The 23,704-nt window shown below is 38.6% G+C and carries 21 protein-coding genes and 2 tRNA genes; 12 read left to right on the top strand and 11 right to left on the bottom strand.

Annotated features, from left to right (window positions below):
* Window positions 1-41: 41 nt before the first annotated feature.
* The 4 genes from H5159_RS16095 (at window position 42) to H5159_RS16080 (ending at window position 5,917) form a co-directional block, all read left to right on the top strand.
* Window positions 42-1,073 (top strand): isoaspartyl peptidase/L-asparaginase family protein, encoded by a 1,032-nt coding sequence (locus H5159_RS16095; RefSeq protein ID WP_029752414.1) that lies wholly within the window; start codon window positions 42-44, stop codon window positions 1,071-1,073.
* 194 nt (window positions 1,074-1,267) lie between these two features.
* Window positions 1,268-5,155 (top strand): ATP-dependent RNA helicase HrpA, encoded by a 3,888-nt coding sequence (hrpA, locus tag H5159_RS16090; RefSeq protein WP_182780646.1) that lies wholly within the window; start codon window positions 1,268-1,270, stop codon window positions 5,153-5,155.
* 75 nt (window positions 5,156-5,230) lie between these two features.
* Window positions 5,231-5,611 carry a PleD family two-component system response regulator gene (locus H5159_RS16085; RefSeq protein ID WP_024597850.1) on the top strand — a complete coding sequence of 127 codons (381 nt, stop codon included), beginning with the start codon at window positions 5,231-5,233 and terminating at the stop codon, window positions 5,609-5,611.
* Between the two features lie 9 nt (window positions 5,612-5,620).
* The gene (locus H5159_RS16080; protein ID WP_007581065.1) at window positions 5,621-5,917 is read left to right on the top strand and encodes a PilZ domain-containing protein; all 297 of its coding nucleotides are present in this window, start codon (window positions 5,621-5,623) and stop codon (window positions 5,915-5,917) included.
* A gap of 30 nt (window positions 5,918-5,947) precedes the next feature.
* Here H5159_RS16080 and H5159_RS16075 read toward each other — a convergent pair whose 3' ends face one another.
* Window positions 5,948-7,138, bottom strand: coding sequence for a class I SAM-dependent methyltransferase (locus tag H5159_RS16075; RefSeq protein ID WP_002961441.1), 1,191 nt, complete (start codon window positions 7,136-7,138; stop codon window positions 5,948-5,950).
* A 140-nt stretch (window positions 7,139-7,278) separates the two neighbouring features.
* Here H5159_RS16075 and H5159_RS16070 point away from each other — a divergent pair, with 140 nt between their 5' ends.
* Together H5159_RS16070 and H5159_RS16065 are read left to right on the top strand one after the other, a co-directional pair.
* On the top strand, window positions 7,279-7,944 hold the full coding sequence (locus H5159_RS16070) for an HD domain-containing protein (protein ID WP_182748513.1): 666 nt from the start codon (window positions 7,279-7,281) through the stop codon (window positions 7,942-7,944).
* The gene (locus H5159_RS16065) at window positions 7,937-8,377 is read left to right on the top strand and encodes a VOC family protein (protein WP_182780645.1); all 441 of its coding nucleotides are present in this window, start codon (window positions 7,937-7,939) and stop codon (window positions 8,375-8,377) included. The genes H5159_RS16070 and H5159_RS16065 overlap by 8 nt, the downstream gene beginning before the upstream one ends.
* Here the strand turns inward: H5159_RS16065 and H5159_RS16060 are convergent.
* Window positions 8,374-9,366, bottom strand: a complete 993-nt coding sequence (locus tag H5159_RS16060; protein WP_182780644.1) for a two-component system response regulator — start codon at window positions 9,364-9,366, stop codon at window positions 8,374-8,376. The genes H5159_RS16065 and H5159_RS16060 overlap by 4 nt on opposite strands.
* A gap of 3 nt (window positions 9,367-9,369) precedes the next feature.
* Window positions 9,370-12,702 (bottom strand): MHYT domain-containing protein, encoded by a 3,333-nt coding sequence (locus H5159_RS16055; RefSeq protein ID WP_182780643.1) that lies wholly within the window; start codon window positions 12,700-12,702, stop codon window positions 9,370-9,372.
* A gap of 316 nt (window positions 12,703-13,018) precedes the next feature.
* Here H5159_RS16055 and H5159_RS16050 point away from each other — a divergent pair, with 316 nt between their 5' ends.
* Window positions 13,019-13,717 (top strand): M48 family metallopeptidase, encoded by a 699-nt coding sequence (locus tag H5159_RS16050; protein WP_182694637.1) that lies wholly within the window; start codon window positions 13,019-13,021, stop codon window positions 13,715-13,717.
* Window positions 13,718-13,780: 63 nt separating this feature from the next.
* On the opposite strand, the gene H5159_RS16045 is transcribed toward H5159_RS16050, so the two are convergent.
* A tRNA-Tyr gene (locus H5159_RS16045) sits at window positions 13,781-13,865 on the bottom strand.
* Window positions 13,866-13,914: 49 nt separating this feature from the next.
* Window positions 13,915-13,999, bottom strand: a tRNA-Tyr gene (locus H5159_RS16040).
* A gap of 112 nt (window positions 14,000-14,111) precedes the next feature.
* Here H5159_RS16040 and H5159_RS16035 point away from each other — a divergent pair.
* The 3 genes from H5159_RS16035 to H5159_RS16025 all read left to right on the top strand — a co-directional run bounded on the left by H5159_RS16035 (window position 14,112) and on the right by H5159_RS16025 (window position 16,233).
* Entirely contained in the window at window positions 14,112-14,639 is a 528-nt protein-coding gene (locus H5159_RS16035; RefSeq protein WP_182711546.1) for a VC2046/SO_2500 family protein, read from the top strand.
* A 179-nt stretch (window positions 14,640-14,818) separates the two neighbouring features.
* Window positions 14,819-15,121 (top strand): DUF6172 family protein, encoded by a 303-nt coding sequence (locus H5159_RS16030; RefSeq protein ID WP_002961433.1) that lies wholly within the window; start codon window positions 14,819-14,821, stop codon window positions 15,119-15,121.
* A gap of 194 nt (window positions 15,122-15,315) precedes the next feature.
* A complete protein-coding gene (locus H5159_RS16025; RefSeq protein ID WP_182711547.1) occupies window positions 15,316-16,233 on the top strand; it encodes a diguanylate cyclase in 918 nt (305 codons plus the stop codon).
* A gap of 74 nt (window positions 16,234-16,307) precedes the next feature.
* Here H5159_RS16025 and H5159_RS16020 read toward each other — a convergent pair whose 3' ends face one another.
* The 3 genes from H5159_RS16020 to H5159_RS16010 form a co-directional block, all read right to left on the bottom strand.
* Window positions 16,308-16,787 carry a YchJ family protein gene (locus tag H5159_RS16020; RefSeq protein WP_182780642.1) on the bottom strand — a complete coding sequence of 160 codons (480 nt, stop codon included), beginning with the start codon at window positions 16,785-16,787 and terminating at the stop codon, window positions 16,308-16,310.
* 38 nt (window positions 16,788-16,825) lie between these two features.
* Window positions 16,826-17,260, bottom strand: a complete 435-nt coding sequence (locus H5159_RS16015) for a SulA-like leucine-rich domain-containing protein (RefSeq protein WP_002961428.1) — start codon at window positions 17,258-17,260, stop codon at window positions 16,826-16,828.
* A 298-nt stretch (window positions 17,261-17,558) separates the two neighbouring features.
* Window positions 17,559-18,023, bottom strand: a complete 465-nt coding sequence (locus tag H5159_RS16010) for a tetratricopeptide repeat protein (RefSeq protein ID WP_182711549.1) — start codon at window positions 18,021-18,023, stop codon at window positions 17,559-17,561.
* A gap of 118 nt (window positions 18,024-18,141) precedes the next feature.
* On the opposite strand from H5159_RS16010, the gene H5159_RS16005 reads away from it, so the two are divergent.
* Entirely contained in the window at window positions 18,142-19,434 is a 1,293-nt protein-coding gene (locus H5159_RS16005; protein WP_002961426.1) for an NCS2 family permease, read from the top strand.
* A 73-nt stretch (window positions 19,435-19,507) separates the two neighbouring features.
* Here the strand turns inward: H5159_RS16005 and H5159_RS16000 are convergent, their stop codons facing one another.
* Complete coding sequence (locus tag H5159_RS16000) at window positions 19,508-20,266, bottom strand: hypothetical protein (protein ID WP_182769891.1); 759 nt, start codon at window positions 20,264-20,266, stop codon at window positions 19,508-19,510.
* Window positions 20,267-20,590: 324 nt separating this feature from the next.
* Between H5159_RS16000 and cysB the strand changes: the two genes are divergently transcribed.
* Window positions 20,591-21,568: an HTH-type transcriptional regulator CysB gene (cysB, locus tag H5159_RS15995; RefSeq protein ID WP_002961670.1), complete on the top strand. Its 978-nt coding sequence runs from the start codon at window positions 20,591-20,593 to the stop codon at window positions 21,566-21,568.
* A 76-nt stretch (window positions 21,569-21,644) separates the two neighbouring features.
* Here cysB and H5159_RS15990 read toward each other — a convergent pair whose 3' ends face one another.
* Together H5159_RS15990 and H5159_RS15985 are read right to left on the bottom strand one after the other, a co-directional pair.
* Window positions 21,645-23,021, bottom strand: coding sequence for an L-serine ammonia-lyase (locus tag H5159_RS15990; protein WP_182780641.1), 1,377 nt, complete (start codon window positions 23,019-23,021; stop codon window positions 21,645-21,647).
* A 101-nt stretch (window positions 23,022-23,122) separates the two neighbouring features.
* Window positions 23,123-23,698: a CoA pyrophosphatase gene (locus tag H5159_RS15985; RefSeq protein ID WP_182720090.1), complete on the bottom strand. Its 576-nt coding sequence runs from the start codon at window positions 23,696-23,698 to the stop codon at window positions 23,123-23,125.
* Window positions 23,699-23,704 lie beyond the last annotated feature (6 nt).

Here is a 23,704-nt window from a genome sequence, read left to right as displayed (position 1 = left end):
CATTCACATTAGTTTATAACTTCCCCATAAAAGAACTCATTATGAAAACACCATTATTAGCGATTTTTGCGAGCAGCTTTGTTGCTTTAAGTAATAGCGCAGTAGCTGCAGAGACTCCTTTTGCCATTGCGATTCATGGTGGGGCAGGGACAATTGAAAAAGCACGATTTACACCCGCTCAAGAAAAAGAGTATCGTGCAAAATTAACGCAAGCAGTAGAGACAGGTTATAAAGTATTACACCAAGGCGGCGAAAGCTTAGATGCGGTAATTGCAGCAATTGCAGTATTAGAGCAATCCCCTTATTTTAATGCAGGGCGTGGAGCGGTATACACCTACGATGGCGGGCATGAGCTTGATGCATCCATAATGGATGGTCGAAACCGTGAAGCAGGCGCAGTTGCGGGTGTAAAGCATATTGAGAGCCCAATTAACTTAGCGCGTTTGGTAATGGATAACTCTGTACACGTAATGCTTAGTGGGCAAGGCGCTGAAGAGTTTGCTAAAGAGCAAGGTGTTGAGCTTGTCGAAAATAACCTATTTGATACCGAGCCTCGTTACAAAGCGCTTTTAAAAGCAAAACAAAAATTAGATAAAGCCAAAGCAACCAGTAAAGAGTACCAAGCCGCGCACAAAGCATTACCTAACTCTTACAAAATGGGCACGGTTGGCGCAGTGGCGCTTGATAAAAATGGTAATTTAGCGGCAGGTACATCAACAGGTGGTATGACCGCAAAACGTTATGGTCGTGTGGGGGATGCGCCGGTAATTGGGGCCGGAACATTTGCTGAAAATGAATCGTGCGCGGTATCGGCAACAGGGCATGGTGAATACTTTATTCGCTATAATGTAGCGAGCGATATATGTGCGCGAGTTAAGTACCAAGGTAAAACCATTGCTGAGGCAGGGGATGAAGTTATAAACGGTGTGCTTAAGCCTATTGGCGGCACTGGCGGCGTAATTATTATTGATACAAAGGGTAATATTAGCTTACCGTTTAATACCTCTGGCATGTATCGGGCAAGTAAATCGAATACGCAAGCGACCTACGTGGGCATTTTTAGTGACGAATAAGTCAACGTCATTTAATTTATTCAATGTAGTTAGCCCTGAAAATAATTGTTTAAAATAAATTTATTATTCACAGTTTAGTTCAATAGCAGCGTTTATATAACAAACAACCCCGCGTTATGCATTTTGTAGGATTAACCCCAGCCGTTTAATTTGATACAATTACGGCTCTTTAACTAATTTTATAAGGTATGCGGGTGGTAAACCTAGGTCAGTTGTTTGGCGAGCTAAAAACGTGCTTAAAAAAAGATCAATTCATTTTCAAAAAACGCTTACATGGCGTAAAAAAAATAACGGATGAAAACAAGCATGCCAACGCGCTTGAAAAAATAGCGGCTGATATAACCCGTAGCCAAGAATTACGCGATAAACGCTTAGCTGGCCTCCCTAAAGTGACTTACCCTGAGCAATTGCCGGTAAGTCAAAAAAAGGAATTAATTAAAGACGCCATTGCAAATAACCAAGTGGTTATTATTGCCGGTGAGACGGGCTCAGGTAAAACAACGCAAATACCTAAAATGTGTTTAGAGCTTGGTCGCGGTGTTGATGGTTTAATTGGTCATACGCAACCACGTCGATTAGCAGCGCGTACTGTGGCTAATCGTATTGCTGAAGAAATGAAGTGTGTACTTGGCCAGCAAGTTGGCTTTAAAATTCGTTTTAGCGATCAGGTATCTAATAATACGTATATTAAATTAATGACTGACGGTATTTTGCTGGCTGAAATTCAGCAAGACCGTTTTTTAAATCAATACGACACGATTATTATTGATGAAGCGCATGAGCGTAGTTTAAATATTGATTTTATTTTAGGTTACTTAAAAAACCTGCTTCCAAAACGCCCTGATTTAAAAATAATAATTACCTCAGCGACTATCGATCCTGAGCGTTTTTCAAAGCACTTTGATGATGCGCCCATTATAGAAGTATCGGGTCGTACTTTCCCTGTTGATGTGCGCTACAACTCTATTACTGATATTAATAAAGATGATATGGAAGCGGAAGGCGATCAGCTACAAGGTATTTTTGATGCCGTTGATGAGCTGTGTGCTGAAGGCCCTGGCGATATTCTCATATTTTTAAATGGTGAGCGTGAAATACGCGATACCGCAGATGCACTTAGCAAGCGTAATTTAAAACACACCGATGTATTGCCACTTTACTCGCGTTTATCCAACGCAGAGCAAAACCGTATATTTGCGCCGCATTCTCGTCGTCATATTATTTTATCGACTAACGTAGCCGAAACGTCACTCACCGTGCCAGGTATTCGTTATGTAATAGACCCAGGTACTGCGCGTATAAGTCGCTACAGCTATCGTACAAAAGTACAGCGCCTACCAATAGAGCCTATATCACAAGCAAGTGCTAATCAGCGTATGGGTCGTTGTGGACGTGTTGAAGCGGGTATTTGTATTAGGTTGTACTCTGAGGATGATTTTTTATCACGTCCAGAGTTTACCGACCCTGAAATACTGCGTACTAACCTTGCGTCTGTTATTTTACAAATGTTGGCGCTAGGGCTTGGTGATATGGCGCAATTTCCGTTTGTACAAGCGCCAGATAGCCGCAATATTAATGATGGCCTAACATTGCTTGAAGAGCTACAAGCGGTAAAACCAGCTAAACGCGATAGTAAAACCAGCCTAACGCAATCGGGCAGGGAGCTTAGTCGATTACCCGTTGACCCACGTTTAGCAAAAATGGTGCTAACAGCCCATAAACTTGGCGCATTGCGTGAAGTGATTATCATTGTAGCGGCGTTGTCTATTCAAGACCCACGTGAACGCCCACAAGAAAAACGTGCTGCTGCCAATGAAAAGCACGGTCGTTTTGATGATCCAGATTCTGATTTTATCGCTTTTTTAAACTTATGGAATTACTTAGAAGAGCAGCAAAGCGAGCTTACTAATAGCCAATTTAGAAAGCTGTGTCAAAAAGACTTCTTAGCCTATATGCGCCTGCGTGAATGGCAAGATATTGTTTATCAAATAAGTACTGTGTGTAACGAAATGGGCATGAAAGCAACCAGCCAAGCGGCTGATGGCGAACTTGTTCACAAAGCGTTATTAAGCGGAATGCTAAGCCATATTGGCTTTAAAGATGAAAAACAAATATACAAAGGGGCACGTAATAGTCAGTTTCATATTTTTCCAGGTTCAGGTTTATTTAAAAAGAGCCCCAAATGGATCATGTCGGCGGAGTTGGTAGAGACAAGTAAGTTATATGCCCGCACAAATGCAAAAATAGACATTAACTGGGTAGAGCCATTAGCACAGCACTTAGTAAAACGTAGTTACACTGAACCACATTGGGAGAAAAAACCAGGTGCGGTAATCGCGTTTGAGCAGCAAACTTTATATGGCTTACTTATTGTAAATAAACGCCGCTGTGTTTATAGCAACATAGACCCTAAAGTGAGTCGAGAGCTTTTTGTGCGCACTGCATTAGTTGAGCAAGAACTGGGCTTAAACGAGGGCTTTTTAGCGTTTAACCGTGAGCTAATAGAAGATATTCAAGTTCTGGAAAATAAGTCACGTCGTCGTGATATTTTAGTTGATGAGCAAACGTTATTTGAGTTTTACGATAAAAAAATACCCAAAGAAATTAATAACCGCGCTGCATTTTTAAAATGGTATAAAACACAAAAACAACAAAATAAGCATTACCTACACATGACTCGTGAAGAGCTAATGCAGCATGGTGCAAGTAATATCACTGAGTTTGACTACCCTGACACATGGCAGCAAGACAATATTATATTGCCGCTTGCTTATCATTTCGATCCAGGCCAAGCAGTTGATGGCGTTGCGGTACAAATACCGGTCGCGCTGTTGAATCAAGTGCAAGAAAGTGGTTTTGACTGGCACATACCAGCATTTAGGCATGAGCTAATAAGTGGGCTTATAAAGTCATTGCCTAAATCGCTTCGTCGTAATTTTGTGCCAGCACCAAACTATGCTGATGCAGTGCTGGCAGCTATTGAGCCAATGCAAGGGAGCTTAATTGATGCATTAACGACGCGTTTATTGAGAATGACAGGTGTAAAAGTTGATCCAGAGGCATGGGATTTAACCGCGCTTGCACCGCATTTACGATTACAGTTTGAAGTACGTGATGAACACGATAAGTTACTTGCACGAGGGCTTGATTTAGCCAAGCTCAAAGCAGAGCTGCAAGGTGAAGTAACCGAAACACTGTCTAAAGTAGCCGATAAAGGCATTGAAAAGTCAGACCTAACACAATGGGACTTTGGTGAGTTACCCGCTTCATACGTTAAAAAGCAAGGTCAATATGAGATAAAAGCATACCCTGCGCTGGTGGATAAAAAATCAGCCGCTGCAGTGGAGCTTTTTGATAGCGAAGCAAAAGCGCAGCAAGCACATCAACAAGGTTTGCGCCGTTTAGTACTATTAAATGTGCCATCGCCAATTAAGTACTTACAACAAAACTTACCGAATAAGGCAAAGCTGGGTTTGTACTTTAACCCATTTGGTAAAATAGCTGATTTAATTGATGACTGTATTGCCGCAGGTGTTGATAGCTTATTAGTAAAACACGGTGATATACGCGACGAAAAAGCATTTGAAACAGTAAAAGAGCAAATACGCGGTGAGCTGGGCGATGCCGTTGTATCGATTGCAACGCAAGTTGAGCAAGTATTAAGTATTGCTCATGCCCTGCATAAAAAAATGAAAGGGCGCGTTGATTTAACCATGATAACTGCGCACGGCGATATTAAGTCACAGCTTGAGTCACTTATATTTAAAGGTTTTGTGAGCGCGCATGGCGCAGATAAAATAGCGGATTTAATTCGTTATTTAAAAGCGATTCAAAAACGTTTAGAAAAGCTGCCTGTGGATCCAAATCGTGATAGGTTATGCGTACTAGAGCTAGATAAAGTTGCGCAAGAGTATAAAAAAGTAGTTAATAAAACGCCTAAAGGGTTACCTATACCACAAGAGGTAACCGCTATTTTCTGGATGCAACAGGAGCTTAGAGTGTCGCTATTTGCTCAAACACTAGGAACGCCTTACCCAATTTCAGCCAAGCGGGTACTTAATGCGATAAAAGAGATAGAATAAAACTTGCATTTTCTATTAAGCTTAGTACCTTAATAGAAGGATTTATTTTTGTTTTGAAAAGGAAGCGACATAGTTATGTCCTCATCGATTGAACATAAAACAAAGCGACTTTTAGTGGTAGATGACGAGTATTTTAATTTTGAAATGCTCAAAGCCGCACTAGCGTCGAAATTTGATGTTAGTTACGCAGATTCAGGGCAAAGCTGCCTTGCGTCAGCAATTGCGAGTCCGCCAGATATAATTTTGCTTGATGTTTGTATGCCTGGTCTTGATGGTTATGATACATGCCGAATGCTAAAGCACACACCTGAAACAAAAAATATTCCTGTTGTTATGGTATCGGGCCTAGAGTCCCCATCTGAAAAACAAGCAGGGTTTGATGCTGGTTGTAACGCGTATGTTGTAAAGCCATTTTCAGTGGGTGCTTTGTTGGAAGAAATTAACACGGTTGTTTAGAGGTAACATATGTTTACTGATGATAAGCGAAATTTTAGACGCATGCAGATTAACACTCCTGCAAATTTAACAACGATAGAACCAATAGCGGGCTTAAGTTTTGCCGCAGAGTGCGTGGATTTAAGTGCAACAGGTTTATCAATTCATTTAGATGAATTGCTTGAACCTAATACCTTACTGACGGTGAACATTGATTCGACTCATCCAAGTATTGCGCCTTTAAATGCAACTGCAAAAGTAATACGTGCCAGCAAAGAAGATGATGGCACGGTAACAGCAGGTCTTGAAATCATTCAGTTTAACTAAATCGAATTCAGTTAAACTCAATAGTAGATATTAAAAAACCTTACAGATTAAGCCTTTTAAGTAAAAGCCTTCAGGGTAGCTGCCAGCAATTGGATGATCGGCTGCCTGGTTTAATCGCTCCATTATCAGTAGGTCTTTACCTGCATCAAGTGCTGCATCGGCTACTACTTTTTGAAACAGGTTTTGTTCCATTAAACCAGAGCATGAGAATGTTAATAGTGTTCCGCCTGGTTTTAGTATTTGCATGGCAATCATGTTGATATCTTTATAGCCACGACACGCGCCCGTTAGCTGCGCTTTATTATCAGCAAATTTTGGTGGGTCCATTACGATGGTATCAAACTGTCTACCTTCGTCGCGGTATTGGCGTAATAATTTAAATACATCCTGCTTAACAAAGCTCACTTTGTTTAAATCTAAGTTATTATGCTCAACATTACGTTTTGCTGTATCTAAAGCGGGTTGCGATACATCTACGTTAGTTACATGCTCACATCCACCACGCAGGGCATACAACGAGAATGTACCTGTGTAACTAAAGCAGTTAAGGACAGTTTTACCTTTTGAGAAGCGCTCAAGTGCAGCACGGCTGTCACGCTGATCTAAGTAAAATCCTGTTTTGTGACCTTCAATTATATCAACTTCGATTTTTAAGCCGTTTTCTTCAATAAGCACAGGCTCTTTTGGTTCATTCCCCCAAAGTGCGCCTTTAATTGGTTCTAAGCCTTCTTTAGTACGTACATCTACGTCAGAACGCTCATATATGCTAGAGCCGGGGAAAATAGACATCAATGCGCCTACAATCTCGCCTTTATGGCGCTCGGCACCGGCGCTTAATAGCTGGCACACTAATACGTTGTCAAACTTATCTATTGTAACGCCTGGTAAGTAATCAGACTCAGCAGCACATAAGCGAAACCCTGTTAATCCGCCTTCTTCAATAACTTGGCTACGGGCTTCTAATGAGCGACGTAAACGGCGTTCAAAAAAGTGTTGATCGATGACTTCTTTTTCGTCAAAGCTCCAAACACGTGCACGAATTTGTGAGTGAGGGCTATACGCAGCAGTTGCTAAAAACTTACCTTCGCTGTCGTGAATCGTTACTGTGTCGCCTAATCCAGGTTTACCTTTAATTTTTTTGATGGCTTTTGAAAATAACCAAGGGTGTTTTCTTTTTAATGATTTATCGCGACCAGCTTGTAGGTAAACGGCAGATGACATAAGGCTTCTCAGTAGTAATAAATAAGCGCTGTATTTTAGTCAAGCAAGGAGCAACATACAATGAATGTTTTGCAAGGGGGGCATAAAGCACGGTAAAGTACGGATAATTCATTGATTAATTAGCTTTTTGGAACCTAACTTTGTCTGACGTCGCTTTAAGCCCTGATTTAGAAATACTTAACTCACAATGTAGAGGGTTTATCGCCTCTTTAGTGCATGCTGATGTTGCTCATGACATTACTCATATAGAGCGAGTGGTGCGTGTTGCAATACAGTTATGTAATGCGGAGCAGGCAAACATGTCAGTAGTATTACCTGCAGCGTGGATGCACGACTGTGTGGCGGTGGCTAAAAACCACCCTGATCGTGCAAAAGCCTCTACTATGGCAGCTGATAAGGCATTGGAGTTTTTAAAATCGATTAATTATGACGAGTCACTTTTTGATGAGATTCATCATGCAATTGCAGCGCATAGCTTCAGCGCAAATATAAAAATTAAAACCGTTGAAGCGCAAATAGTACAAGATGCCGACAGAATGGATGCATTGGGCGCTATTGGCGTTAGCCGATGCATGAAAGTTGGTGGCTCAATTTCTCGGTTATTATATAACCCAAATGACCCTTTTTGTGTTGAACGCGAGGCTGATGATAAAACATACACGCTTGATCATTTTTTCATAAAGTTATTACATATTGCAGATAGTATGAATACCCCATCAGCTAAAGCAGAGGCGAATAGACGAACAAGGTATATGCATGAGTTTTTAGAGCAATTAAAGTCAGAAATTGGTGAGAAACGTGAATAATACAAGCATACCGAAATTATCAGGCATTGATCATTGCCATTTAAATGTTGATAACTTAGCTAATGCCGTTAAGTGGTATGAACAGGTTTTAGGTTTTAGCGTAGTGCCAGAGCTTGCCTTTTGGAATGAGCATGGGCGAGGCCCTTTAACGCTTGAAGATGCTTGTTCAACCACTCGTTTAGCATTGTTTGAAGGAGAGGGGCGCAGTAAAGGGATTGCATTTTTAGCCTCAGGGGATCAATTTATTCAATGGCGTATTCATCTTGAGAGTTTAAATATAAAAGTAGTTTTAGCAGATCATGGTGTAACGTTTTCTATCTACTTTAAAGATGAAAGTGGCAATAGCCATGAAATTACGTCACATGACTATCGTTATATAAAATCTTGTTACCCAAATGTTGAGCTTGGCTCTCACAGTGCTAAAAAGAATTAGCTTTCTTGATTTGCATTTTTTATAGCAATAATATCGTCTAAGTTTTTTACTAATAGCTCGATTAGAGCGGGATCGAAATGAGTTCCTGCTTGCTCTTGCATATGCAAAACTGTTTTCTCTATGCTCCAAGCCTCTTTGTAAGGGCGTTTTGAGGTAAGTGCATCAAATACGTCAGCTATAGCAACAATTCTACCTTCAACTGATATTTTTTCGCCTTTGATCCCGTTAGGATAGCCTGAGCCATCCCATTTTTCGTGGTGTTCAATTGCAAGTGTATGCGCAAGTTGTAGTAAAGGAGATGATGAGTTTGCTAAAATTTGCGCGCCAATGCTGGCGTGTTCTTTCATATGATCAAACTCTTCAGAGGTTAACTTTCCAGGTTTGAGTAGGATAGCGTCAGGGATACCTATTTTTCCTACATCGTGCATTGGGGCGGCTTGACGTAAAAGTTCTGCTCGTTGTTCATCCATACCTAGTGCTAACGCTAATACTTTACTGTATTGGCTCATGCGCACTATATGTTCACCCGTGTCGGTGTCTTTATATTCCGCTGCACGGCCTAGACGTTCTACTAAATCTACATGAGCTTGCTTTAATTGCTCTGCTTGTACTAGCGACAAGTGAGTATTAACCCTTGCTCTTACAATGGCAGGGCTTATTGGTTTAGTAATATAATCTACTGCGCCTAACTCAAAACCTTTGTATTCATCGCTTTCATCGCCAAGCGCAGTTACAAAAATAATTGGGATGTGTGATGTTTTAGGATTTCTCTTAACTATTTGGCACACTTCAAAGCCATTCATATCTGGCATCATTATGTCGAGCAAAATTAGCTTAGGTAGCTCTTTTTCAAGTAGTGCCAGTGCGGCATCACCAGATTTAGCAAACGACATACGATACTGATTACCTAACACTTCGCGCATTACTTTTAGATTTGCAGGCTCATCGTCAACAATTAATACCCGTGGCCTATCTGTCGTAAAATCCATTAATTAATACTCATCGTTTGTTAGTTTTTCAAGTAAGGTTTCAAGTATTACGTGTGCTTTATCAAAATCAAATTCATCAAAGGCTTCGGCTATATCATCAACTTCATTTTGAAAGGTAGAAGGTGCGCCGCGTTGCAACTTTGCGAGTAGTTCATCATTTAATTCTGCGTTTTGCGCATCTTGATGAAGTGTTTCACACAATTGCTTAATCTCATCTATTGATAGAGTGTCTGAGCTATCATCTTCAGGCTTGCTATTTGGCTCATCGCAAGTATTTGATGACAGCAGTTGCGTTATAATAAGTAGTTCGTTTTTGATATCGTCTAAAATACTAATAACTTTAGTATCACTTTGCTTTTGCTCTAAATCGGCTAATAACTTCATTAACGTTATTAGGCCCAAATTACCAGCAACACCTTTGAGTGTGTGAATGAGGCTATCGACATCTTTTATGTTTGATAATTTATCATTAAATAATCTCTCAAACCGCTTATCACTATCACTTATAAACTTAGTAATCTCTGTAAGTTGCTTACACTTAGAACCCCAAAGTGCTAATCCTTTTTCAAAATCTATATGCTGCGCTTTAGGATCGCTTTGCGATATAACCATTTCTTTTGCAATACCAAGCCCCAACACTTGCGCTATTTCTTGGTTAAGCTGGTTTATATCGACGGGTTTATTGGCAAAGCCATTCATGCCTGCTTTTTTAGCCGTAAGCTTATCTTGCTGTAATACGCTTGCTGTGAGTGCGATAATTGGCGTGTACTTAAGCTGCCTTTGGTTTTCTATTGCTCTTATTTTTTGTGCTGCTTGTATGCCATCACACAATGGCATATGTATATCCATTAATATGACATCAAAGTCTTGCTCTTCAAATACTTTAATCGCTTCAAGTCCGTTTGACGCTTTGGTAACTGAATGCTGATCTCGTGATAGAAGCAAAGACAGTAGTTCTGTATTTTGCTCTATATCATCAACTACTAGTACTCTAAGTGCAGGCAGTTGGGTGTGTAGACCATCAAAATAATCTATTTTAGATTCGTCACCTAAAGTAAGCGGCAATGAAAAGTAAAAACAGGTGCCTTTACCTAGCTCACTTACTAAGTTTATTGTTCCGCCCATAAGCTCTACAAGTTGTTTACTTATGGTTGTACCAAGGCCTGTACCACCAAAGCGGCGGGTAGTAGTGCCATCGGCTTGTTCAAAAGGTTGAAATACAGCTTGAATACGATCTTTTGCAATACCAATTCCGGTATCTTGCACTTCAAAAAACAGATGCTGATTTTGTGTCATGCCAACGGTGACCGTAACAGAGCCTTTTTCGGTGAACTTAATCGCGTTACCAATTAGATTAGTGAGTACTTGTCTGAGTCGATCTGGGTCGCCGTAGTACGTAGAACTTACTGATTCTTTAATATGGAGTTTAAGTTCTAAATCTTTCTTTTTAGCTTCTAGCCAAAAAGTAGAAATAATACTGTCTATCACTGGTTTTAAGCTAAAGTGGACTGGCTCAATGGTGAGCTTACCGCGTTCTAGTTTTGCAGAATCAAGAATTTCATTTAACAATCTTAGCAATGAACGCGCTGCATTATTTACGGTAACCAAGTGCTTTTGTTGTTCTTGATCAAGTGGGGTGTCCATTAATAGATCGCTAAAACCTATTATAGAATTCATTGGGGTGCGTATTTCATGGCTCATATTAGCCATAAAAGATTGCTTTGCATGAGCAGCTTCTTCAGCTTTAAATTTAGCTTGCTCTAGTTTTTCTTCATATTCTTTGCGTTCAGTAATATCGACTAAAACACCATCAATCCACTTTGGGTTGCCTTGAGCATCAAAGTCGATACTCCCTTTATCTAACAACCACAAAATTTTGCCATTTCTATGTCTAATTCGGTATTCAATAGAATATTGAGACTTTGCATCAACAGCTTTAGTGACTTCATCAACTATTTGTTTTTGGTCTGATTTCAAGACCAAGTCATTAAACTCGATACAATGCTCTGTAAACTCATTTGGGTTATACCCTGTAAGCTCAATTATATTTGGACTAATAAATAACATAGTCCAGTTGTCATCAAACTTACATCTAAACGCTACTCCGGGCATGTTATCGATAAGAGAGCGGTATTTTTGTTCTTTCTCTTCTAAACTTTGTTGCAAAGCGCGTTGTTCGGTCAAGTCGGTAATAAAGCCAACATATAAAGGGTTATGGCCCGGCTGATTTACTTCGCCTATACCTAAGCGAATAGGAAAAACATGTCCGTTCATGTGTTTTGCATATACATCACGGTTTATGCCTATTATTTTACCTTGATCAACATTGTGAGCATTTAAGAGGTATTCGTCGTGGTGCTTGGCAATGTTATCGTCCATTAGCATTTTTACGTTTTTGCCTTGAACTTGGTTTTCTTGCCAGCCAAAAATTTTACTAGCGGCTTCATTAAAACTTAAAATAATACCAGCATGGTCAATGGTAACAATGCCATCTATAGCGGTACCTAAAATAGCATTTAGACGGGATTCTTTTGCCGACTTCTCCTCAAGTAGCATGCGATAGCGAACCATACCATTTATTACACCAACCACGCTTGTAATCGCGATAGTTGCTGTGGCGACTGCAATGGCGATAAAAGTTAGTCCTGCGGTTGCATTAGCATCATCATAGATTAGTGGCGATGTAGCTACAAAACGTGTAGCGGCCATACCCATGTAGTGCATACCAGCAACAGCACACCCTAAAATAACAGCGCTAATTGAGTTATTTTGAAGAGGTGATAAAGAGGGTAAAAAACGCTCAAGATTAAAGCGACTGTAAAGGGCTATAAAGGAGAGGGCTACAGCAACAATGATTGATAACGCAAAAATCAATGGATCATATCTAAGTAAAGGAGCAAGATCCATTGCAGCCATGCCGCTATAATGCATAGTGCCAATGCCAGCTCCTAGTAACACGGAGCAAATCGACAATACTTTTAGATTCCCTTTACTATTTACTAGCATTGATACAGCGTACTGACATGCTATAAATGCTGGTATAAAAGAAAGGAGAGTGATTGATGGATCATAATCAATATTAGTACACAGTGAAAAGGCAAGCATACCAATAAAGTGCATACTCCAAATACCAGCCGAAAAAACAGTAGCAGCGGTCACATTTGCTAAACGTTGGTAGCTAGGAAATTGAGTTTCTTTTGCGAGCTCTATAAGCCGAATGGTGAAAAAGGCTGCAAAAATAGCAATTAGCAATGACATTGAAACTAATAGAGGATCGTAAACGCCATTAATGATTAAGCTAGGATCTTGGTCTGTGATAAAAAAAGCTGATAACATAATGGCTCAAAATATAATCTTTATTTATCAAGTTTAATCTAATTAATTAATAAATAAACTGTTAATTCAATGAAGTGATTAAAATAACGAATTTATTACTTTTAGTTTTCTTTTATTTATCAGGCATTAGTTTTTTAGTTGGTGTTTTTTATTCTAATGTATTGCCTGTCACAGGACTAAGTTAGATTTATATGGTCATATTTAAGTTTCTATCGAGTAACCTTAATAAAACTAATGAATTGGCTTAACTAAGCGAAAATTACACTTTATTTGGTTTTATTAATTGCTGGTGAATTTTCTCGTAGCAATATCATTAATGAGTATGAAAGTGTTTGAATATCAGTTAAAGAAAAGTATAAAACGTAAAACGGTTGCCATTAAAGTACATAACAAGAAGGTGACTGTATATGCCCCTCAGTTTGTTAGTAATAAACACATTCAAGAATGGCTTTTTGATAAGCAGGTGTGGGTAAATGCTCAATTAACTAAACAGCACAATATTGCTGATAACAGACAGAACCCGCTCAAAGACAAACAAATTTTAATCTTTGATAGCATTGAAAACATAGAATTTAAGCAAGGTACTAAGTCCGAAGTAATAAACAGTAACGACAGCTTGCTTATTACGCACTCTTCGCGCGTTAAAAATACTTCGCAAAAATATCAGCAACTTCTTGAAGAATATTTAAAAGAGCAACTAACTGCATATATAGAAATGCGTTTAGCGTACTTCTGCGCACAAATGGGTGAAGAGTTACCTACGAGTCTAAAAGTAGCTATTTATAAGCGAAAGTGGGGAAGTTGTAACAGTAAGCGAGAGCTAACATTTAATTTGCATTTAATTGGAGCGCCTTATCATGCTATTGATTATGTGATTGTCCACGAGTTAGCGCATTTACGTCACTTAAACCACAGTAAAGCTTTTTGGCAACACGTTGAGCGTTTTTTTCCTAATTATAAAGCATCATCAACATGGCTAAAGAAAAACAGCATGAGTTTACAATGGGTATTTTGAAGTTAACCTGAATATAGGAATATAGGAATATAGGAATATAGGAATATAGGAATAAAAAAGAAGTGGTGGAGGGAGCTGGATTCGAACCAGCGAAGGCTGAGCCGTCAGATTTACAGTCTGATCCCTTTGGCCGCTCGGGAACCCCTCCACACTATTTTTGTTACATTTGGCCCCACTTAACTTAGCGGTAAGAAAAGTGGTGGAGGGAGCTGGATTCGAACCAGCGAAGGCTGAGCCGTCAGATTTACAGTCTGATCCCTTTGGCCGCTCGGGAACCCCTCCAATGCAACGGCGCTGATAATAGCAAATTGCGTATTTAAGTAAAGAAAAAAGCTAAAGAAAATTGAAATAAAGCCGATAAATATCTATCAGTTACCACAATCGACTAAAGACTATGCAATTAGATGATTTGTTAATCACAGAGAGTCAGTTAAACAGTAGGCTCAATAATAGTGTGCATGAAAATCGCCGTGGCGAATTTTCTCTATTATTAGCGATGCTGTCACATGACGCACTCGACTTTAGCCAATTTCATTTACCAAAAACTGAAATAGATAATTTAGTTATAGAAGAAGAGGCATTAAGAAAGCAATTTGGCGCAGGTCCAAAGCAACTTTTAGCCCCTGATGAATACAATATGTTGGTTGGACAGTTTAATGCATCATTAATATCTCAAGAAGGAGAGCGCTGCGGTCTGACAAGTATTAAGTTAAGACAGTGCTTAAAGCCTGAACCACTTGCGATTAGAAATGATGATAAGCATATTCCACTTAATATAATAGATAACTGTGAGCTTGCTGTCAGAAGAAGAATTAAAAGCGAACAAACACAACTTGCTAATCCTCCTATAGATGCAGCTGCTTTTTACGACAGCCTTAATAATGATGCAATACATCAACCACTTCAGCTTATTGCGGTGTGATATATGATTGTAATAATCATCAGTTAATATATGCTTTATAACGGGCCTGCTTTATATATTTGCTAATAATTGATTTAATGAAAAAAAAGCATCCAAAAATTAAATGCAATTGCTATAATGGCGTCAAATGGTATGACATGAAATGCCATTATCATTAAACCAAGGTAATTAGGAACGTAATGAAGAAAACATTCACGCTAAATCACGAGAAAATCAAATACCCTCGTATGGTTGATGCTGCAAAGCACGAAGTGAAAAAATATTTGAAAAGAGAGCGTAATAAAACGCTACCTGAAGATGCTGACTATTGGGCATTTGACTGTAAGTTTGGTAACACAGCTGAAGATGCGCAAGTTGTGCACGTTGCTGAATTAAGTAACCAAATTGGCGAAATTGAAAAGCAAGGTTTGACCTCTTTCTACGTAGAGATTTTAGCTCGACCTGCTCAACGTCAGCAATTAGATTTAGATGATGACGAATAATACTTAACTAAATTAAGTATTCAAAGTTATAAAATGAGCCCAAGTGGCTCATTTTTTGTTTTTATGCAATAAAGATTTACTAAAAAGCATTTTTATTAGTAATCAACTAAGTAGAACTCCTGTTAACTAACATTTGCATAACAAAATGTGATGCTATAGGCTGTTTTTAATTAAAAAAACAAAACATTTTTACTATGCCAATAAATTACTCTGACCATCAATTAAAACTAAGTTTAAAGAATTCTAAAGTACTTATAGTTGACGATCAGTTATTAAGCTTAATCGTATTAAAAAAAATATTATCTGGGCATTTTAATGTGACAACAGCTGGAAGTGGTGAAGAAGCAATTGAAATTTGTAATGTAAATGTACCCGATATAGTCCTACTCGATATTAATATGGGTGGAATGAGTGGTATTGATACATGTTTAAAATTAAAAAATAATACTGAAACACAGGATATCCCAGTTATTTTTGTTACATCCTTTGAAAACGAAGAAGAAGAGTGTTGGGAAGCCGGAGCTGTTGATTTTATTAAAAAGCCGATTATAAAAGAAACACTATTTAGAAGGGTTCGTGCCCATATAACGTTAAAATTACAACACGACTTACTCAATCAAAAAGTATTTTTAGATGATTTAACTAAAGTATTCAATCGCCGTTATTTTGATGCACATTTTTCTAAAATGGAACGAAGCGCCTTACGAGAAAAAGTTGACTATGCACTATTACTCATCGATATAGATTACTTTAAGCAATACAATGATATCTATGGTCATGTGCAGGGGGATACGGTGTTAAACCTAGTAGCACAAACTATTACTAATAGTTTGCAAAGGCCAACCGATTTTGTTGCGCGTTATGGCGGCGAAGAGTTTGTAGTTGTTCTACCGCATACAAGCACTGAAGGTGCAATTTGTGTTGCTGATAAAATTAAACAAAATGTGGCCGATTTAGGAATATTACACAAATATTCAGAATATGATTTTGTGACTATTAGTATTGGCGGTGCAACCCTACAACCATACGTAAATAACAAAAACACGTTGCAGATCGCAGATGAAAAAATGTATGAGTCTAAAATGCAAGGGCGTAACAAAGTGTGTTTTTAAGTTTAGTTAGCTAATAAATCACTCTGCCACTTAAAAACACCTTTTAGGTGATAAATATTAAATAAGATTATTTATTACATGCTATGACATTTTTTGTACTTTTTATTGCTACCGCATGGGCAGTCATCATTTCTGCCTACTTTAATATCTTCAACAGGATATATAGTGCCATCTAAATAACGCCATTGAGTGTTTTCTTTAATAAACTGCGATTTTTCATGAAGCTCACAAAATAAGTTTTGATAAAAATATTGGGCTTTAAATTCTACAGTTCCAGTATCGCCATCATGGCTTGAGTCAATTAAATCAAGATTTATAAATCGACAGCTGTTAGCAAAATCATTGATTTCTTTAACCGGATTCTCAGCTTGTTTTTCTTTTGCGTAGGTTTGATAAACATATTTTGCATTTTTAATAACATAAGCGCTGAATCGTGAGCGCATAAGTTGTTCAGGAGTGTCAGCTTGCTTTACAAATAAGTGGAGCGGCTCGCAGCAATCGGCATAATTGTGCCCACTGCTGCAAAAACATAATGTGGTATTGAATGAAGTCATAATAATAATACAGAATCTAAAACATTAGTTTAACAAGCTTATTGAGCGAGTGGTATCTCTGTGGTTTGAGCGTTTTTAGTAAAACAGTATAGTTTTGTATTCGTTTTACTTAAATCGAACGATAGATTTGTAAGTAGTTGGTTATTAACTATATCGGTCCAGGTAATTACCGCTGCAAAGTTTCCATTATGTAACGCAGAATTTAATACATACTCTAAATTTACTAGGTGCTTCTGTCTAATAACAAGTAATTTGCTTGTATCAATAGAGCATGAGTCAAGTAAAGCTTTGCTAGGTACATGATCTGGCGCAATTAGTAACGTCCATGCATTAGAGCTATTGTATTGGTGTAATACTTTTAAAAGCTCAAAGGTCGCTGAAATTTCATCTTCAATTTGGATCAAATTTACGCAATCGCTTTGCTCGTCTTGTTGGTAACTTTTAACTGTTCTTACGGTAATAGGCTGTAACATAGTTTCACTCACTGGGTTTTTATACAGTATTCATATACAGTAGTTTATACAGTGCTTTCGTGCAAGCATTTTATGCTATTTATTTGTACAGTTATTCAGCCTTTGATCATTATTTTTTATTTTTAAATCTATAATTCTTTATTAATCAAATTGTTATAGGCTTGTTTTTGAGGGGGTTGTTTTAAAATAAATTTTTGAGTAGTGTTTTCATTTGTGGGTTTTATACTGTGTAGGAGTATCTTTGTAACTATATACAGTATTTTTCAACACTGTATACAGTACTTATTACTTAGTTAGTTTATGTGTTTTCACTGGTGCGAGGGATCATATGAGAAAACTGGAGTTGGTGGATTTGTTCGTACAAACTTGCTGCATAACATTGAGCATCTTTAAATCGCTTAGTTTCGATATGTTTGCGTATATCTGTAACCGCTGCAGTGGCAGGTGCGTACCCTTGGCTACTCGCTAAGCTAAACCACGCTACAGCATGAAATACACTTTGTGGCACGCCTTCACCTTTTACAAAAAATAAACCTAAATAAAACTGTGCTCTATGGTTTCCTGCCATTGCAGCAAGGCGCATCCATTTTGCAGCCAATGGAGCTTGATTATTTTTTAAATAATATAGGGCTTTATTAATAGTACTTTGCTCATCTTTTTTATTATCAATGGGCGCGGGGCTGCTTTCTGGTTGAGTAACAAAACCTAAAATGTTGTCTAGCTGTTGCTCTAAGTCTTGCTCACAAGGTGTTGTTTTAAGCATATTGGTTCATTTATTATTTTAACTACTTTAACAGTTTAGTATATAGCAAGGTAAAATGTCCTGTAAAAGATAATTTTTATGTTAAAATCTCGTCACTTTTTACTATCACAAGTTTATTATGTTTGAAGCCTTATTTAAACTCAGCGAAAATAACTCAACAGTTAAACGCGAATGCGTTGCTGGCCTAACTACCTTTATCACTATGGTATACATTGTATTTGTAAACCCAGCTATGCTTGCTGAGGCAGGGATGGACCAAGGGGCTGCATTTGTAGCTACCTGTATAGCAGCTGCGATAGGCTGTTTTATAATGGGTTTGTGGGCTAATTATCCATTAGCATTAGCGCCTGGCATGGGACTAAATGCCTTTTTTACGTATGGCGTCGTATTAGGAATGGGTTATACCTGGCAAGCCGCATTAGGGGCTGTTTTTATGTCGGGTTGTATATTTTTATTTTTAAGCTTATTTAAAGTCAGAGAATGGATTATTAATGCCATACCTCTGGTGCTCAAGCGAGCTATCGCAACAGGTATAGGTGCTTTTTTAGCCTTAATTGCCCTTAAAAATGCAGGTATTATTGTCTCAAGCCCAGCAACACTAGTGCAATTGGGCGACATTACTTCCCCAGGCCCATTATTAGCTATATTAAGCTTTTTTGTAATTGCAGCGCTTTTATACCGCGATTTTAAAAGCGGTGTACTTATTAGTATTTTATTAGTGACAGGCATTGCACTAAGTTTAGGGCTAGTTGAATATCACGGTGTTATGGCTATGCCACCATCAATAATGCCTACTTTTATGCAATTAGATTTTGCCGCTGCTTTTGATATATCAATGATGAGTGTTATTTTTGCATTCTTGTTTGTCGATCTTTTTGATACTTCGGGTACATTAGTTGCAGTCACTCAAAAAGCTGGTTTAGCTGATGAAAAAGGTAACATGCCTCGTTTAGGACGCGCACTAAGTGCTGACAGCTCAGCAACAATTGCAGGTGCGATGCTAGGCACGTCTACGACTACATCGTATATAGAATCGGTTGCTGGTGTTTCTGTTGGCGGACGTACTGGCTTAACGGCTGTAGTTGTAGGTATTTGTTTTTTACTAATGATGTTTTTTGCACCGCTTGCACAAATGGTACCGGCTTATGCTACGGCAGGTGCTATTTTATATGTCGCTGTACTGATGTTACAAAATTTAAAGTTTGTAAATTGGGATGATATGACCGATGCAATTCCTGTTACTGTGGTATTACTAATGACACCATTAACGTTTTCGATTGCGCACGGTATTGCACTTGGTTTTATATCTTATACGGCGGTTAAAGTTTTGTGTGGTAAGCAAGATCAAATCAGTATTAGTGTTTGGATATTAACAGCCTTGTTTGTTTTCAAGTTTGCATTTTTGTCTTAATGACTAACAAATAGACAAAAAAGCCTGCATAAATTTAATTTGTGCAGGCTTTTTTAATGCTTTTATAAAAGAATTACCATTTCTTTTTAGGAGCAAACAATATATCTAAGTCGTCTTGCTCTTCTTCTGTTTTCTTTTTAAGTGCGCTTGCATTAGAAGCTCTTAGTTCAACACTAATTGCTTCTAAGTAACCTTCAACTTCTTGGCGTTTTGTTGTTACATATTCATCGGTGTATGTAACTGCATTGAGCGTTGCCTGTGCTTTTTCAAAATACTGTCTTGCTGAGCCAACCATACTCGCTGAGCGGGCAGATAAGCCACGTTTTATTTGGCTTTCGATATTAATACGCAGTTGTAGTTTTTCAAGACGTTTATCTTCTAAAACAAAAACTTGGCTATCAATACGACCTTTATTATGTTCAGAGCGTAAAATTGAGCGTAATTTTTTAATACCTTGAATTAGGCCAACAAGCTGTTTGTCATTACTCGGTAACGTTAGGGCTTCACTGCTGTTGTCTAGAACTGCATTGGTGAGGTGCGTTTTAGCCTCACTTAAGCGGCTTTTAAGTGCTTTAGATGTTGGCGAATTAGTAACCATCGTGTTTAATGCTTCATAAATACGGCGTTGCAATACACGGATTATATTTTCAGAAAGAGGTATATTGGCACTATTCATTAGTGCTTCTTCTGTTTCTTCTATTATAGCTTTTTGTTTTGTAAGCTCTTTGCGGCGTTCCGCTTCTTGTTTTTCTTTGTGTTGTTGTACAGCACTTACCCAAAGTGCAATCACAATCAATGCAACTATAAGCACTATTATAATAGAAACGATCATGGTGTAATTCTCGGATATATAACCTAATTATTTAATCTTACATTAAATATACGTTAACAGGGTAGCTTTGCGCCGATTAACTTAAAAAATACACCAAAAAATTGATAGGTTGAGCTCTTTATAAACCGTAGTCACCCTAAGGGCTTATAAACTAAAGCTGAATAAACATCGCTACCTCAAGCATATTTATTATGCTAGCCTTGAGCTCTAATCAGATAATTGCACACCTAAAGACCTAAAGTGATATTTTACGTAAATAACACTTGGTTTTAAGCGGTATTGCCTTTATAAATAATATGAATAATAACGTTAAAATTTGCAGCCATGAAATTACAACAACTCAGATACATCGTAGAAGTACAAAATCATAAATTAAATGTTTCAGCGACTGCTGAGAGTTTATTTACCTCGCAGCCAGGAATTTCTAAACAAGTACGCATGTTAGAAGATGAGTTGGGTGTACAAATTTTTGGTCGCAGTGGTAAACATTTAACGCATGTAACCGGTGCTGGCGAAGATATAATTAATATTTCTCGTGAAATACTCTCCAAAGTAGAAGGTATTAAAGCCGTTGCTAATGAGCATACGCTACCTGATCAAGGTAAGTTGAATATTGCCACAACACATACCCAAGCTCGTTATGCTTTGCCTAACGTTATTCAAGGGTTTATGAAAAAATATCCTGCGGTATCGCTTCATATGCACCAAGGTACTCCACAGCAAATATCGGATGCTGCAGCACGCGGTGATGCCGACTTTGCTATTGCAACAGAAGCACTGCATTTGTATTCAGATTTAGTTATGCTGCCTTGCTACCATTGGAACCGTAGTATTGTTGTTGCTAAAGACCATCCGCTCGCTAAAAAGGCAAATAGTTTAACTGTTGCTGACATTGCCCAATATCCACTCATTACATATGTATTTGGTTTTACGGGCCGCTCAGAGTTAGATAAAGCATTTAGCGCACACGGACTTGAGCCACACATTGTATTTACTGCAACCGATGCTGATGTTATAAAAACATACGTACGACTGGGTTTAGGAGTTGGTGTTGTCGCTTCAATGGCGATAGATCAAGTGAGCGATACCGATTTAGTGTGTATTGATGCAAGCCACTTATTTGAAGCAAGCACGACCAAAATTGGTTTTAGAAAGGGCAGCTTTTTACGTACTTACATGTATGATTTTATTGAACGTTTTGCACCGCACTTAACTAAAGAGCGCGTAGAGCGAGCAAGCTTGTTACGTAACCAAGATGACGTAGATAAGTTATTTGCAGATATAGAGTTACCCGTTAAATAAGGTGATTGCATTGAACGAACAATAAAAAAGCTGCCTATTTTAAAATAGACAGCTTTTTCTCTCTATAGCGAGCTGATTAACATTCGATAATATTAACTGCTAATCCACCGCGAGCGGTTTCTTTGTATTTGGTTTTCATATCGTTGCCGGTTTCAAGCATGGTTTTAATCACTTTATCAAGTGATACCTTTTGCTCGCCACTGCCACGAATAGCTAAACGTGAGGCATTAATTGCTTTAATCGCGCCCATTGCATTACGTTCAATACACGGTACTTGTACTAAGCCACCAACAGGGTCGCACGTGAGGCCTAAATTATGTTCCATACCAATTTCTGCTGCGTTCTCTACTTGCACAACATTGCCACCAACAATTTCTGTTAATGCGCCTGCAGCCATAGAGCACGCAACGCCAACTTCACCTTGGCAACCTACTTCAGCACCCGATATAGAGGCATTCTTTTTATATAAAATACCAATAGCAGCAGCCGTTAATAAATAACGTGTGGCTATATCGCGGTCTACTTCTTTCACAAATGTGTGATAGTACATAAGTACAGCCGGTAAAATACCCGCAGCACCATTAGTTGGTGCGGTAACTACACGGCCACCTGCCGCATTTTCTTCGTTTACGGCAAGGGCAAATAAATCAACCCAGTCCATTGCACGAAGTGGGTCGTTACTGACTTCTATATTTAGTTTTAAGTATAAGCTGGGCGCACGGCGTTTTACTTTTAAGCCGCCAGGTAAAATACCTTCGGTACGCATACCACGGTCAATACAGGCCATCATTACTTTCCAAATATGAAACAGCGTGTCTTTTATTTCATCTTCAGTGCGCAGTGTTTTTTCGTTCTTCATCATTAAGCTTGAAACACTAAGCCCTGACTCTTTACACATCTCTAGTAGCTCTTTTGCGCTACCAAATGGGAAAGGAGCTGGGTTTTCTTCTCTAATATTAAGGGCTGCTTGTTTTTCGTTTTCAAACTCTTCATCAGTAACAATAAAGCCACCGCCAATAGAGTAATATACTTTGCTGTAAACTTTTTCGCCGTTGTTTGAGGCGATAATTTCCATTGCATTAGAGTGCTTAGGCAGCGTTTTGCGACGATGAAAAACAATAGCGCCTTGTTTTGGAAACTTAGCTTTGTGTGTTTTGTTTAGATAAATAACCTGATCTTTTTCGATGGTCGCTAAAATGTCGTCGACTAAATCGGCATCTATAGTTTCAGGGTCATAACCGGCTAAACCAAGAATTACGGCTTTACCCGATCCATGGCCAACACCTGTTTGTCCCAAAGAGCCATAAAGCTCTACTTTAATATCGGTAACATTTGCTAATAATTGTTGTTCTTGTAGGTCATTAACAAATAAGCGTGATGCGCGCATTGGGCCAACGGTGTGTGATGACGAAGGGCCAATACCAATGCTAAACATATCAAATGCACTGATCATAATGTGTGTCTCTACTTTGTTTTATCAGCACGAAGCTGCTCTTTGAACGGTCGAGCATGATAACGTGGAATTGTGATTGTGTAACTACTAATAACGAAGATTTAAACTGGTAAGGCGAGTTGTTTTGTAAAGTTTTTTATAATGCTTGCAGTCGCACCCCAAAGTAAACCATGTGGGGTTTTAAAACCTTGCAAAATAACCGCTTTCCCAAATCGTTGAAAAGGTAAGGGTTGCCAATTAGCTTCGTTATTTAACTCAGTGACCGAGAGTAAAAAGCTCGCTTGTACTTCATTATAGTCATTTTCCCAGGTGGTGCCTTTATTAAGTAAACCCACATAGGGGCTAATACTAAAACCCGTTAATGTTGAATACTCAGGTAAGTGACCTATTACATTAACGTTGTTTTGGGCAATATTTAGCTCTTCTTTTAGTTCGCGAAGGGCTGTGGTGCGAAGGGTAATGTCGCTTACTTCAAACTTACCCCCTGGCAAACAAATCTCCCCAGGGTGATGGTGTAAATAAGTAGGGCGTTTACACAGTAAGATATGTGCATGATTATCTATATCAATAATTGGCAGCATAACAGCGCTAGCACGTTTTTTACGCGTGTCTTTTAACTGGTTTGGCGCAGCTGTAGGGCTTAACAGAAACCGCGCCATAATGTGTTCACTATTCAAAGCGAC

It is taken from the genome of Pseudoalteromonas sp. SG43-1, from assembly GCF_014164415.1.
GTDB lineage: Bacteria > Pseudomonadota > Gammaproteobacteria > Enterobacterales > Alteromonadaceae > Pseudoalteromonas > Pseudoalteromonas distincta.
The sequence above is the reverse complement of the archived record's forward strand: the minus strand, read 5'-3'. Positions and strand labels throughout refer to the sequence as shown.

Coding starts and splice junctions, on each gene's coding strand:
- H5159_RS16055 (WP_182780643.1), bottom strand. CDS start 12,702: ATGTTATCAGCTTTTTTTATCACAGACCAAGATCCTAGCTTAATCATT.
- H5159_RS16025 (WP_182711547.1), top strand. CDS start 15,316: ATGCCAATAAATTACTCTGACCATCAATTAAAACTAAGTTTAAAGAAT.
- H5159_RS16020 (WP_182780642.1), bottom strand. CDS start 16,787: ATGACTTCATTCAATACCACATTATGTTTTTGCAGCAGTGGGCACAAT.
- H5159_RS16000 (WP_182769891.1), bottom strand. CDS start 20,266: ATGATCGTTTCTATTATAATAGTGCTTATAGTTGCATTGATTGTGATT.
- H5159_RS16015 (WP_002961428.1), bottom strand. CDS start 17,260: ATGTTACAGCCTATTACCGTAAGAACAGTTAAAAGTTACCAACAAGAC.
- H5159_RS16060 (WP_182780644.1), bottom strand. CDS start 9,366: ATGGATTTTACGACAGATAGGCCACGGGTATTAATTGTTGACGATGAG.
- H5159_RS16010 (WP_182711549.1), bottom strand. CDS start 18,023: ATGCTTAAAACAACACCTTGTGAGCAAGACTTAGAGCAACAGCTAGAC.
- H5159_RS16050 (WP_182694637.1), top strand. CDS start 13,019: ATGAGTATGAAAGTGTTTGAATATCAGTTAAAGAAAAGTATAAAACGT.
- H5159_RS16005 (WP_002961426.1), top strand. CDS start 18,142: ATGTTTGAAGCCTTATTTAAACTCAGCGAAAATAACTCAACAGTTAAA.
- H5159_RS16030 (WP_002961433.1), top strand. CDS start 14,819: ATGAAGAAAACATTCACGCTAAATCACGAGAAAATCAAATACCCTCGT.
- H5159_RS15990 (WP_182780641.1), bottom strand. CDS start 23,021: ATGATCAGTGCATTTGATATGTTTAGCATTGGTATTGGCCCTTCGTCA.
- cysB (WP_002961670.1), top strand. CDS start 20,591: ATGAAATTACAACAACTCAGATACATCGTAGAAGTACAAAATCATAAA.
- H5159_RS16035 (WP_182711546.1), top strand. CDS start 14,112: ATGCAATTAGATGATTTGTTAATCACAGAGAGTCAGTTAAACAGTAGG.
- H5159_RS16085 (WP_024597850.1), top strand. CDS start 5,231: ATGTCCTCATCGATTGAACATAAAACAAAGCGACTTTTAGTGGTAGAT.
- H5159_RS16080 (WP_007581065.1), top strand. CDS start 5,621: ATGTTTACTGATGATAAGCGAAATTTTAGACGCATGCAGATTAACACT.
- H5159_RS16095 (WP_029752414.1), top strand. CDS start 42: ATGAAAACACCATTATTAGCGATTTTTGCGAGCAGCTTTGTTGCTTTA.
- H5159_RS16075 (WP_002961441.1), bottom strand. CDS start 7,138: ATGTCATCTGCCGTTTACCTACAAGCTGGTCGCGATAAATCATTAAAA.